This window comes from Hydrogenophaga palleronii (genome assembly GCF_031457455.1).
In the GTDB taxonomy this organism is placed as follows: Bacteria; Pseudomonadota; Gammaproteobacteria; order Burkholderiales; family Burkholderiaceae_C; genus Hydrogenophaga; species Hydrogenophaga palleronii_A.
In genome coordinates this window covers 26134-38461 of sequence record NZ_JAVDWU010000003.1, presented here as the reverse complement: position 1 = coordinate 38461, position 12328 = coordinate 26134, and the positions used below count along the sequence as shown (strand labels likewise).

The following is a 12328-nucleotide window of genomic DNA, read 5'->3' as shown; positions in this document are numbered from 1 at the left end:
TCCTGTGGAAAGTGATGAACATCAGGTCGGTGTTTCGGGCAACAGTTCAAATTCGGCGCTGGCGCAGACCTGGCCATTGATCAACAGGTCAATCTGGTGCAGGCCGGGGTACAGGCGGCGGGTGGTCACCGGGCGCAGCGAATGGCGCTTCTGCAGTGTGCGCGTTTCCCCCGCATCCAGTGTGAGCTTCCAACCCTTGAACACCTTGGGGGAGAGCGAGCCGTTGGCCCGCACGTGGTGCACGGCGTAGTCGATCACCATGTTTTGCGCGGCAGGCGCATCGGCCACGAGGGACACGCTGAGGTCGATGTTCTCGCCCACCGCCACGCGATGCCGGGACAAGGCCATCGAGGCCTGCCCCTGCAAGCCCTGGCCCAGCCCCCAGGCGCTCAGGGTGGGGCCATGCCCTTGCTTGATCAGGCTGCGGCTGGCGTGGCGCAGCAGCGCGGTCCGGTCGGCGCTGGCGCCCTGCAGGTGTTCGGACACCCAGCGCGCCACCAGATCGGGATGGTCCTTGGCGATGTCGTTGAGGTGGTTGGCCACACTGCGGCGCACGTAGGCGCTCTCGTCGTCCTGCAGTGCGCGCAACAGGGGCAGTGTGGGGGATGGGTCCAGCACCAGCGCCTGCAGGCGCAGACCCCAGGGCAGGCGCGGTCGGCTGCCTTCGCTCACCAGCCGGCGCACATGGGCGCTGGGGTCGTTGACCCATGCAGCGAGGGTGGACAGCGTGACCTGCGGCGCCTGCTGGATGAAGGGGCGGATGGCAAACTCTGCCGTGAAGCGCTGCGTGATCGCGTGTAGGCAGGCCAGGGCGCGCGGCACGTGGTCAAGGCCACGCCGGGCCACGAACTCGCCCGCCGACCACAACACCCAGCCGGAGAGTCCCCGCAGTGCTGCATCGCCGCGACCCGAGGCCAGATTGATCGGTTCACCCACCGCATCCAGCGCCATCGGAGGCGCCAGGCTGGCTTCCAGCACGGCACACGCGGCGTCAAAGTCAGGGGGCAGGGTGGCCTCCAGCGCGTCGGCCAGCCGCATGGCGCGGGCTTTGAATTCCAGGTCTTCCAATCCCTGGCTGGCCTGCGCCTCAAAGACGCGGCGATTGAACGCCGGCCACGCCCGTTGCAGGTGCAAGCCAGCGCTGTTCACGGTGTCGGTGTTGATGAGGTTCTTGAAGGGTTCCACGTTGGTTGGTTCACAACAGGGGCGGCAGTTCGCGCGCCAGAAAGTCCAGCACCGCGCGGATGCGGCGACTGGTCCGGATATCACGGTGCACCACCAGCCACACGGGCAGCGTCGGCAGTGGCAGTTCGGGCAATACCTGCACCAGCAGCGGGTCATTGTGCAGCAGGTAGTTGGCCACGAAGCCAATGCCCAGACCGGCGCGCACCGCCGCCCAGTAGGCGATCAGGTCGTCGGTGCGGAACGCGAACTGCTCAGGCCCCACGGGGTGGCCCATGGCCGCGAACCCGCGCGCGATGTCCTGTATCCGGTCATTGCCCACCAGATCGTGGTCCAGCAAGTCGGCAGGCACCCGCGGCACACCGCGCCGGGTCAGGTAGTCGCGGTGGGCGCAGGCGCTCACGCCCGTCACGCCGATGCGCCGCGCCACCAGCGAACCCTGCGTCGGGCGGAGCATGCGAATCGCGATGTCGGCCTCCCGGCGCAACAGGTCGCTCACCGCGTTGTTCACGACCAGTTCAATCTGAATGCCCGGCAATTCTGCGCGCATGCGTGCCAGCAGAGGCGGCAACAGAAAGCAGCCCACCGGCTGGCTGGCTGAGAGGCGCACCGTGCCCGCGAGCGCCGACTGCGCCTGCTGCGCACCACGCATCAGCGTCTGAGCGCCACTCTCCATGGCCCGCGCCGCTTCGGCCAGTCTGGCGGCGGCGGGCGTGGGAATCAGGCCCCGGCCGGTGCGCTCAAACAGCGGCGTGCCCAGCTGCGCTTCAAGCGCCGTCACATGGCGCCCCACCGTGGGCTGGCTGATGCCCAGCGCCCGGGCGGCACCCAGCAGGCTGCCGTGCTGGTGGGCTGCCAAAAAAGAGGGGATCAGTTGCCAGTTGAAATCAGACATATTCAATATTGCATAGCGATCGTGCGCATCTGGTGGATTGTGGCGCGCCGTCCCGGAGCCCACAATCGCCGCATGTCTCAAGCACGCACAGCTTCTTTTTCTGGCTCCGGCCTGCACACCATTCTGGGCGCGGGCGGCGTGGTGGCCCGCGAACTGTCGCTGCAACTGGCGCGCGATGGGCTGCGTGTGCGTCAGGTGAGCCGCCGTCCGGTGGCGGTGAAAGCGGGCGACGAATGGCAGGCGGCCGATCTCACCGACGCCCGTGCCACGGACGATGCGGTGGCGGGCAGCGAGGTGGTGTACCTGGTGGCCGGTCTGCTCTACAGCGCAGCGGCGTGGCAAGCGCAGTGGCCGCGCGTGATGCGAAACGCGCTGGATGCCTGTGCTCGCCACGGCGCGCGCCTGGTGTTCTTCGACAACGTCTACGCCTACGGACAGGTGGACGGCGCCATGACCGAAACCACGCCGTTCAACCCCTGCAGCCGTAAGGGCGAGGTGCGCGCCACCATCGCGACCACGCTGCTGGACGCTGTGCGCCAAGGCGATCTGCAGGCGCTGATCGCCCGCTCAGCCGACTTCTACGGGCCGGGTGCTCACATCAGCCTGTTGGAGTCGGTGTTGTTCGCCCGCCTGAGAGCGGGCAAGGCGCCCCAGTGGGTGGGCGACCCACAGCGGGTGCACACCTTCAGCTATACACCCGACATCGGACGAGCGCTGGCGATGCTGGGGCAGGACCAGCGCGCTTTAGGGCAGACCTGGCACCTCCCCACGGCACAGACCCTGGACGCCGCAACCGTGACGGGCAGGGCCTTGACGCGCGCTGCCTGCGCTATCGCCGGCCAGCCTGACCGCCTGCAGGTGGCTCCGCGCTGGCTGCTGCACGCCATGGGCTGGTTCGTGCCCGTGTTGCGCGAGAACCGCGAAATGATGTACCAGTACGAACACGACTACCGCTTCGACAGCAGCAAGTTTGAGTTGGCGTTTGGTCTGCAGCCCACGCCGTATCGCGATGGACTGGCGCAGACCCAGCGCTTTTCAACCGAGTCGAGCAAGTAGTCCGGCCAGCGCGTGTGACACCGTGGCCTGCCGAATGGCGGCGCGGTCACCGTCAAAACGTTGGTGTTCGGTGAACACACCCTGCGGCGTGGCCCAACCAAACCAGACCGTGCCCACCGGCTTCTCCGGCGTGCCGCCGGTGGGGCCGGCCACGCCGGTGACCGACACCGTCAACTGAGCTTTCGAATGCGCCACGGCTCCGGCGGCCATGGCCCGCGCCACGGGTTCACTGACCGCGCCGTGGGTGTCGATCAGTTCAGCGGGCACACCCAGCAGCTCCACCTTGGCTACGTTGGAGTAGGTGACAAAACCGCGCTCGAACCAGTCGCTGGAGCCGCTGAGTTCGGTGCAGGCGCCGGCGATGAGGCCGCCGGTGCAACTCTCGGCCGTGGCCATCATCAGTCCGCGCGACTTGAGTTCCGAAGCGAGCGTTTCGACGAGTGTGAGGGTGTTCGATGGGGTCATGCGGATGTGCCTTGGCGGAGGTTTTAGAACTTCCAGAGAGCAATCACGAGCAAGGTGCACAAGGCCGCCGCAAAGTCGTCCAGCATGATGCCGAAGCCGCCACGCGGCCCGAAGCCCTTGAAGGCCTGATCGGCCCAGGCCATGGGGCCGAACTTGACCGAATCAAAAAGGCGGAACAGCGCGAACGCGGCCAGTTGGCCCCAGAAACCGGTGGGCATCACCAGCCACAGAATCAGCCAGAACGCGATGATCTCGTCGATCACGATGTGGCTCGAATCGGCGATGCGCATGTGCTGCGCCGTCACCGTGCAGGCCCACCAGCCCACCAGCGTGCCCAGCCCGATCAGCGCCGCCCAGCCGGTGTCGCTCATCCAGGGTTCCAGCAGCAGAAATACCGCCCAGGCCCACAGGGTGCCCACCGTGCCAGGGGCAAACCGCGGAAGCCCCGAGCCCGCTCCCAGTGCGATGAAGCGGGCCGGATGGGCCAGCGCGAAAGCCCAGGTGGGGCGATGGAGAGGGGCGGTGGGGTCGGGGGTGGTGGCCATCGAAGCGTCGCTCATCGGCGCATTATCGGTGGCCCGTCCAACCGCGGTTTCCAGGTTCAACCAAAGTGATCGAAGCCGCGCGCAGCCACCGGCCGACGTTGACCGTCGGCCTGCACCAGCCACAGACCGGGTGGCGCCATGAGGCAGCCGATGCGCGTGACGGGTGTGGCGCTGTCGCGCGCGGCGGCTTCGATGGCTTCGCGCTTGTCCGGCGCCGCCGTGAACAGCAGTTCGTAGTCGTCACCGCCGTGCAGCAGGCAGTCTTCCTGCTGCGCTGGCGGCAGCGGTTGCAAGGCGGGCGCCACCGGCAGCGCATCCAGGCGGATCTCTGCGCCCAGGTGGCTGGCGTTCAGGATGTGGCCCAGGTCACCCGCCAGGCCATCGCTGACGTCGATGGCCGCGTGGGCCAGGCCGGCCAGAGCCTGCCCCAGCGCCAGCCGGGGCGTGGGACGGTCCAGCCGCTGGCGCAGTTCGGGCCGGGTCTTCAGTGCGAGCGGTCCCAGCGTGTCCAGTGCCCAGGCTTCTCCGCGCAACAAGGCCAGCGCCAGGCGGGCCTCGCCGGTGCGACCGCTCAGGTACAGGTCGTCGCCGGCCTGCGCAGCGTCGCGCCGCAGCGCATGGCCAGGGCGCAGTTCACCGAACACGGTAATGCAGAGATTGAGCGGGCCGCGCGTGGTGTCGCCGCCCACCAGGGGGCAGGCGTGTGCATCGGCCAGGGCAAACAGGCCGCTGGCGAAGGCCGCCAGCCAGGCCTCGTTGGCGTCAGGCAGCGCCAGTGCGAGCGTGAAGCCCAGCGGTCGCGCGCCCATCGCCGCCAGGTCGCTCAGATTCACGGCCAGGGCCTTGTGGCCCAGGGCTGCCGGGTCGGCGTCGGGCAGGAAGTGCCTTCCCTCGACCAGCATGTCGGTGGATACCGCGAGTTGATGGCCGGCGCGGGGTGCCAGCAGCGCGCAGTCGTCGCCAATGCCCAGCGCCACGCCCGGCGCACCGGGCTGGCCCGGGCGCTGGAAATGCCGGCGGATCAGGTCGAATTCACCCGCCGGGCGCGGGGTTTCGGGGGAGGGGGCCGGTGCGTTCATGGCGTGAGGGGGCTGTCGTCAGGCGGTCCGCCTTGAGGCGTTTTGCCGCCGCCCGGGGGTTCATCGTCAATTGCAGGCGCGGCCGATGCCTGCGAGACAGGCATGTTGTGGGCAGACCAGTCCCACAGGTCTTCGCCGGGTTTCATCGCATCGGCAGAGCGCTCCAGAAACGCTTCGGCCCAGCGTCGGCTTTCTTCGTCCATGGTGTCGCGCTGCGCGTCGGGCGACCAGGCGGCTTCAATGTCGCTCACATCTTCAGCCGGCACCGCCGCTTCCGTGCGCGGTGGCAGGAAGAAGCCCAGCGGGTGGCTGCGCAGGCGCCGGCGCAGGGCCAGGTGGATCAGGCTTCGGTTCACGTCGCTGATGCCTTGTGCTTTCAAGGCGAGCCGGTAGGCGAGGTAGAAGCTGAAGATCAAATTGAGCGGGCCGACCACCACCACGCCTGCCATCGCCCACCAGAAGGTGGGGTCGACCAGCACGCCAGGGCCGATGGCGATGGCGGCGGCCGCCAGTTGGCCTGCCGCCAGTGTGACGTGGCGAATGTCGAGTCCCAGGCCAAAGAATTGCGCAAACGCCGGCACCAGACCGAGCAGGAAACCCAGCGAAACGTTGGCCGCCAGACCGGAGATGTTGTCGCGAAAGAACCGTGCCCAGCGCGCCGCGCGCACCGTGCCCAGCCAGTGCGTGATGCGTGGGTTGTGGCGGATGGCCGAGTCCAGCCGGTAGTAGACGAACCAGTTTTCCACCCAGCCGGCAATGATGCTGGAGGCGAACAGCAGCACGCCGGTGAAGGCCGCGAAGAAGGCCGTGGGCCCCAGCAGGTGCAGCGAGTGCATGACGTAGGCGGCTTTTTCGGGCCCGATCATGTGGCGGCCCGTGGCCAGGGCCAGCAGGAAGCTGATCCCGAGCACCACAGGCACCACCAGCCCCACGTTGCCCAGAATGGCCGCGATCTGCGAGCGGAACAGGTGAGCCACTTCGTCCACGAAGCGGCGCACCGCCCCGGGCTGCTGGATGTGCTTGAGCTTGGCCACCATGGCCGGTGCCGTCACGGCGGGCTGCTTGGTGGCCACGGTGAAATGCAGCAGCTGGATCAGCACGAACGACAGCGCGTAGTTCAGGCCCGCCGCGAAACCCGCCCAGAAGGCCGATAGCGCCAGCAGCCCCAGCCCGAACTTGGCCCAGGTGGTCAGGCCCAGCAGCGCCCCGCCGCCAGCGGCCATGCCCAGCATCTGGCGGTATTCGGTGGCGTTGCGGGTGATGTAGCGCTCGCCGGTTTCGGCGCTGCGTTCGGCCACCTTGGCGGCCGTGAGGCCGGAGCTGTGGGCCACCAGCGCGCGGATGCTGCGGTTGTCATGCCCCAGCTGCGCCAGGTCGGCCAGGAGGGCAGCGGTGGCGCGTTCGGGCTTGTCGGAGAGCATGCAGTCGAGCAGCTGATGGATGCGCACGATGCGCTCGGCCAGCTGGCGCAGGCGGAACACGATGCCCACGGAGACGCCATGCTCTTCCAGATGCGCATACACCGACTCGGCCGCCACGCGGCACACGTCGAGCTGCAGGCGCAGCTTGTCGGCCTCATAACGCGCCTGGCCGCTGCGCGTGCCATGTCGCAACGCACTGCGGCGCAGTGCTTCCATTTGCACGGGCAGGGCGTGGAACGCGCGGCGCGCGCGGTCTTCGTGGCTCATGCGGCCACGGATCTCGCTGGAAAAACCGGTGGCACTGACCTGGCCGACGCAGAACACCAGCGCATCCAGCAACGCGGCCTGCCAGTGGGACGGCGCCGCAGCTTCGCCGCGCCCTGGCGCGGCAGCGGGTGGGGTGCCGGCGGGTTCGGGCGGGCTCAGCAACACGCTGTGAATGTCCTGCAACGTGCGCGAATCCAGCGCCTGCAACCAGCGCACGTCGAAGCGGCTGGAGAGCAGCAGGCCGAACAGGTCGGTGATGTCGCTGGTCTCCGGTGTGCCCGGCAGCAGCTTGCGCCGCAGGCGGTGGCCCAGCTCGCTCATGAACGCGGTGCGCGGGGCAAAACCGAAGTCGGCCAGCAGGGGCGTGATGTCCACCGTCTGAACGAAGCGCCGCCACCAGCGGTGCCAGCGCGCCAGTTGCGCCGGTTCTGCCTGCAAGGCGGTCAGCAACTGCCGCACGCGGTCCACGCTGGCCTGAGGATCTTCGGCTTCGCCGCGCACCCAGCGCAACGCATCCATCAGCCACAGATGGCGGATGGCCAGGGGCGCGTCAGGGTCCAGCGTATCGAGCAGGTCGGACAGCGTCATCGGGGACAAACAATGGGGGTGGCCGTGCGCCGCAGGCCCTCACGGAGGACGCGGCCTTGTGCGCTCAGTGCAGCACGCGCCCGGCGCCGTCGCCCGCGTCGCTGGCATCGGCGATCAGGGTGAAGCTGTCCACAGGGGCTTCAAAGCGCTCACCGTCTTCGGCGACGCAGAAAAAACTGCCGCGCATGCTGCCGGTGGGCGTTTTCAGGCGGGTGCCGCTGGTGTACTGGAACGATTCGCCGGGTCGCAGCAGGGGCTGGTGGCCCACCACGCCCAGGCCCTTGACTTCTTCCTTGTGCCCGTGGGCGTCATCGATGATCCAGTGACGGGCAATGAGCTGGGCCGTCACGTCACCGGTGTTGGTGATGGTGATGGTGTACGCAAAGGCGTACAGACCCTCGTCGGGCGTGGACTGCTCGCTCAGGTACTGGGGCTCCACGTCGCAAGTGAACTGGTATTTCGACATGGGCAGGATGTTACCCCGCGCCCGGTGGATTCGCATACCAAAGGCTTAGATCCTCTCCTTGTTCTTGCGGCCTGCGAAAATGCAGCCTCAAGAACCAACGTTGCCGGCCCCCATGACCACCACCTACCGTATCGCGCCATCCATCCTGTCCGCCGATTTCGCCCGCCTGGGGGAAGAGGTGAAGAACGTCATCGCCGCCGGTGCCGACTGGATTCACTTCGACGTGATGGACAACCATTACGTGCCCAACCTCACCTTCGGCCCCATGATCTGTCAGGCGCTCAAGCCGCATTCGGTGCGGGCCGACGGCACGCCGGTGCCGATCGACGTGCACTTGATGATCCAGCCGGTGGATGCGCTGGCCGGCGCCTTCATTGACGCCGGGGCCGATCTGGTGAGCTTTCACCCGGATGCGAGCGCTCACGTGCACCGCAGCGTGCAGGCCATCAAGGCCAGGGGCGCCAAAGCCGGCCTCACCTTCAACCCAGCGCAACCGCTGGACGTGCTCGACTGGACCATTGACGACATCGATCTCATTCTCATCATGAGCGTGAACCCCGGTTTCGGCGGCCAGAGTTTCATCGATTCGGCCTTGCGCAAGATCGAAGCCGCCCGCAAGCGCATCGAAGCCAGCGGGCGTGACATCCGCCTGGAAGTGGACGGCGGCATCAAGGCCGACAACATCCGCCGCGTGGCCGATGCGGGCGCGGACACCTTTGTGGCCGGCAGTGCGATTTTTGGCAAGCCGGATTACAAGGGGGTGATTGACAGCATGCGGAAAGCACTCGAATAACCCCAGGACAGAGACAACCCCCCGCGCCGCCTTCGGCGTCACCCCCCTTGAAAGGGGGGCGCTCCATGTGGCCCGGCAAAGCCGGTTCCACTGGAGCCCTGGAATAAGGCACGCGCTCCGGAAACGCGCCGCCACCTGCATACCTTTTTGACTGGATTTCTACCGTGCGGCTTTCTGCTATTTCTGCGGTCATCGTTGATCTGGATGGGACCATGGTGGACACCATGGGCGACTTCGAGGTGGCGCTCAATCACACGCTGAGCGATCTGGGTTTGCCGCCGGTGGAGCGGGCGTTGATCGAGCGCACGGTGGGCAAGGGGTCAGAGCATCTGGTGCGCAGTGTGTTGACGCACCAGCTGGCTTTGCCGGAGGTGGTGTCTTCAGGCTGTGTTGCGCTCACCTGGCCGCAGGCACAGATGGTCGAGCTGGCGCTGGAGCGCTACCAGCACCACTACAGTTTCACGAATGGTCAGTATGCGGACGTGTATCCGGGCGTGGCTGAGGGACTGCAGGCCTTGCGTGCGTCTGGTTTTCCCTTGGCCTGCCTGACCAACAAACCCTTGTCGTTCGCCCGCGCGCTGCTGGAAATCAAGGGGCTCAACGACCACTTCGCCCCGGTGTTCGGTGGCGACAGTTTCGACCGCAAGAAGCCTGATCCGCTGCCCCTGCTCAAGACCTGCGAAGCGCTGGGTACAGCGCCTGCACAGACGCTGATGGTTGGCGATTCACAGAACGACGGCCTGGCCGCGCGGGCAGCGGGTTGCCCCGTGGCCCTGGTCACCTACGGCTACAACCACGGCGACCCCATCGCGCAGGCGCCTCACGACCTGCTGGTGGACTCGCTGGTCGACATCGCGGTTGTTTTGCAAGGGCACGCCAAAGCAGCGTGAAGAAGCCAAGCCATTAAGCTTACCGCCAGCCCGGCACCTTGCTCAGCTCGAAGTTCAGCAACACCTCGCTGGCCGGGCGACCTTCGGTGGGCCGGCGCGTGCCTTGCAGCCGCCGGCCGCAATCGGCCGGGTTCACCGCCGCATTCCAGACCGCACTGATGGCCACGCCGTCTTCGGATTCGTCCAACTGGAATTCACCGTCGGTGGCGTCGCCCGACAACAGGGCATCGCCCGCTTCCCCATTCAGCGTCAGCCGCCCGCGCACGCTGCCCGGGTACTCCGGGTGGCGTTCAAAATGCACCGTGCCGGTGGCCACGGGCTTGGCCTGGGTGCCATCCTCCGGCCACAGCCGTAGCGACCACTGGCCATAGAGCTGAGCCGGCTGCAAGAGGACGCTCTGGCACGCAGCGGGGGTTGCGGTCGTGGGGGGCTGGGCCTGGGTCAGACCGAAGGCGGGCCAGGCAATGACCCCGGCACAACCCAGTGCCCGCAGGGCGTGGCAAAGGCGAAATCTCATGGTGTTTCTGCGGCTTTCAGTGCCGCCTGATCGGTGGCGCGCTGAGCAAACTCGGCACGCAGGGCGCGCAGTTTTTCGCGCGGGTCTTCCTTGACCGTGTTCTCGTCCAGCGCCATTTCCTTGATGAACCGGCTGGCCTGCCCGGGCACGCTTTCTCGGCCCTTCTTGCGGCGCTTGAGCCAGCTCACCGCCAGCGTGCGTTGTGCTCGCGTGATGCCCACGTACATCAGGCGGCGCTCTTCCTGCAGTCGCTGCGCCAGGCTCTCCGGGCTGGCGTCGCGGTTGCTCTCTTCGTCCATCTTGAACGGCAGCAAACCCTCGTTCACACCCACCAGCATCACATGCGGCCACTCCAGGCCTTTGGAGGCGTGCAGGGTGGAGAGCGTGACCACGTTCTGGTCCTGCTCGCGTTCGCTCAATGTGGAAATCAGCGCGATGGTCTGCACCACTTCCAGCAATGTTTTCCGCTCCGTCTCCACCTGCACCCCCGCGTCGTCCTCGATCTTGCCGCCGCAGCGCCCGGCCACCCAGTCGCAGAAGTCCATCACGTTGGTCCAGCGCGCGGCCGCCACTTTTTCGTTGTCTTCGTTGTCGTACAGGTGTTTCTCGTACGCAATGTCTTTCAGCCATTCGGTGAGAAAGGCGCGCGCCGCTTCATGGCCCACGGTGTGGCGGGCGCGGTATTCCAGGTCGTTCACCGCGCGGCCGAATTCGTGCAGGGTGGCCACGGCGCGCGCGGGCAGGGCGGTGCCCAGCGAATGCGAGAACAGGGCTTCGAACAGGCTCAGCTTGTACTGCGTGGCAAAGTTGCCCAGTTGCTGCAGCGTGGTGTGGCCGATGCCGCGCTTGGGCGTGGTGGCTGAGCGCAGAAACGCCGGGTCGTCGTCGTTGTTGACCAGCAGGCGCAGCCAGGCGCACAGGTCGCGGATCTCGGCCTTGTCGAAAAAGCTCTGCCCGCCGGAGACCTTGTACGGAATCTGCGCGCGGCGCAGCGACTGTTCAAACGGGCGCGCCATGTGGTTCGCACGGTAGAGGATGGCGAAGTCGCGAAATTCCTTGTGTTGTGAGCTGGCGCGCAGGCTCTGGATGCGCGCCACGGCGCGCTCGGCTTCGTGTTCTTCGTTGTCGGCGTCGACCACGCGCACCGGCTCGCCTTCGCCCAGATCGCTCCACAGCGTCTTGGGAAACAGCTTGGGGTTGGGGCCGATCACGTTGTTCGCCGCGCGCAGGATGGCGCTGGTGGAGCGGTAGTTCTGCTCCAGCTTGATGACCTTGAGCTCGGGAAAGTCCTGCGGCAGGCGCTTGAGGTTGTCCAGCGTGGCGCCGCGCCAGCCGTAGATGCTCTGGTCGTCGTCGCCCACCGCGGTGAAGCGCGCGCGTTCACCCACCAGCAGTTTCAACAATTCGTACTGCGTGGCATTGGTGTCCTGGTACTCGTCCACCAGCACATGGCCCATCTTCTTCTGCCAGCGCTCGCGCACATCAAGGTGCTCGGTCAGGAGCTTGAGCGGCAGGCTGATCAGGTCGTCGAAGTCCACGCTCTGGTAGGCGGTGAGGCGTTCTTCGTAGCGCGCCATGATGGTCGCGGTCACGCGCTCGTTTTCGTCCTTGGCCTGTGCCAGCGCCTGGGCAGAATTCAGGCCCGCGCTCTTCAAGGCACTGATGGCCCACTGCCAGCCGCGCGCGGTGTTGGCGTCGGTGGTGCCGCCGCAGTCCTTGAGCATGCTGGTGATGTCGTCGGTGTCCAGGATGCTGAAGTTCTTCTTCAGGCCCAGCACCTCGCCGTCTTCGCGCAGCAGGCGCACACCCAGCGCATGAAAGGTGCACACCAGCACCTTGCGGGCATCGCGGCCCACCAGCTGTTTGGCCCGCTCGCGCATCTCGGCGGCGGCCTTGTTGGTGAAGGTGATGGCAGCGATGCGGTCCGCCGCCAGCCCGGCCTGGATGAGGCGCCCGATCTTGTGGGTGATGACCCGCGTCTTGCCCGAACCTGCCCCGGCCAGCACCAGGCAGGGCCCGCCCAGGTGGTTCACGGCTTCGAGTTGGGCAAGGTTCAGGCCGTGGCCTGCGGTGGCTGACATGGGGTATGGGAAGGGGGAGGCGAAGCGACGAATGATACCGGGGTGGTCGCTCTGGCCATGTTTCGGTTTTGCATATTTGACGT

The 12328-nt window shown here is 66.9% G+C and carries 12 protein-coding genes; 3 read left to right on the top strand and 9 right to left on the bottom strand.

Annotated elements, in window-relative coordinates; genetic code table 11:
* Window positions 1–21: 21 nt before the first annotated feature.
* Both J2W49_RS07785 and J2W49_RS07780 read right to left on the bottom strand, forming a co-directional pair.
* Complete coding sequence (locus J2W49_RS07785) at window positions 22–1185, bottom strand: DNA alkylation repair protein (protein WP_310313948.1); 1164 nt, start codon at window positions 1183–1185, stop codon at window positions 22–24.
* 10 nt (window positions 1186–1195) lie between these two features.
* Window positions 1196–2077 (bottom strand): LysR family transcriptional regulator, encoded by an 882-nt coding sequence (locus tag J2W49_RS07780; RefSeq protein WP_310313945.1) that lies wholly within the window; start codon window positions 2075–2077, stop codon window positions 1196–1198.
* A gap of 72 nt (window positions 2078–2149) precedes the next feature.
* On the opposite strand from J2W49_RS07780, the gene J2W49_RS07775 reads away from it, so the two are divergent.
* A complete protein-coding gene (locus J2W49_RS07775; protein WP_310313942.1) occupies window positions 2150–3133 on the top strand; it encodes an NAD-dependent epimerase/dehydratase family protein in 984 nt (327 codons plus the stop codon).
* Here J2W49_RS07775 and J2W49_RS07770 read toward each other — a convergent pair.
* The 5 genes from J2W49_RS07770 to apaG form a co-directional block, all read right to left on the bottom strand.
* Window positions 3113–3598 carry a CinA family protein gene (locus J2W49_RS07770; RefSeq protein ID WP_310313939.1) on the bottom strand — a complete coding sequence of 162 codons (486 nt, stop codon included), beginning with the start codon at window positions 3596–3598 and terminating at the stop codon, window positions 3113–3115. The genes J2W49_RS07775 and J2W49_RS07770 overlap by 21 nt on opposite strands.
* A 23-nt stretch (window positions 3599–3621) precedes the next feature.
* A complete protein-coding gene (locus tag J2W49_RS07765; protein WP_310313936.1) occupies window positions 3622–4158 on the bottom strand; it encodes a phosphatidylglycerophosphatase A family protein in 537 nt (178 codons plus the stop codon).
* Between the two features lie 41 nt (window positions 4159–4199).
* A complete protein-coding gene (thiL, locus tag J2W49_RS07760) occupies window positions 4200–5222 on the bottom strand; it encodes a thiamine-phosphate kinase (RefSeq protein ID WP_310313933.1) in 1023 nt (340 codons plus the stop codon).
* Entirely contained in the window at window positions 5219–7498 is a 2280-nt protein-coding gene (locus tag J2W49_RS07755) for a site-specific recombinase (RefSeq protein WP_310313930.1), read from the bottom strand. The genes thiL and J2W49_RS07755 overlap by 4 nt, the downstream gene beginning before the upstream one ends.
* A 64-nt stretch (window positions 7499–7562) precedes the next feature.
* Entirely contained in the window at window positions 7563–7964 is a 402-nt protein-coding gene (gene apaG / locus J2W49_RS07750) for a Co2+/Mg2+ efflux protein ApaG (RefSeq protein ID WP_310313927.1), read from the bottom strand.
* 112 nt (window positions 7965–8076) lie between these two features.
* On the opposite strand from apaG, the gene rpe reads away from it, so the two are divergent.
* Window positions 8077–8757 (top strand): ribulose-phosphate 3-epimerase, encoded by a 681-nt coding sequence (rpe, locus tag J2W49_RS07745; protein WP_310313924.1) that lies wholly within the window; start codon window positions 8077–8079, stop codon window positions 8755–8757.
* 212 nt (window positions 8758–8969) lie between these two features.
* Window positions 8970–9647, top strand: coding sequence for a phosphoglycolate phosphatase (gene gph / locus J2W49_RS07740; RefSeq protein WP_405001002.1), 678 nt, complete (start codon window positions 8970–8972; stop codon window positions 9645–9647).
* Window positions 9648–9666: 19 nt separating this feature from the next.
* Here gph and J2W49_RS07735 read toward each other — a convergent pair whose 3' ends face one another.
* Both J2W49_RS07735 and J2W49_RS07730 read right to left on the bottom strand, forming a co-directional pair.
* Window positions 9667–10164, bottom strand: a complete 498-nt coding sequence (locus J2W49_RS07735; RefSeq protein WP_310313922.1) for a hypothetical protein — start codon at window positions 10162–10164, stop codon at window positions 9667–9669.
* Window positions 10161–12245: an ATP-dependent helicase gene (locus tag J2W49_RS07730; protein ID WP_310313919.1), complete on the bottom strand. Its 2085-nt coding sequence runs from the start codon at window positions 12243–12245 to the stop codon at window positions 10161–10163. Before J2W49_RS07730 ends, J2W49_RS07735 begins: the two co-directional genes overlap by 4 nt.
* Window positions 12246–12328: the final 83 nt, after the last annotated feature.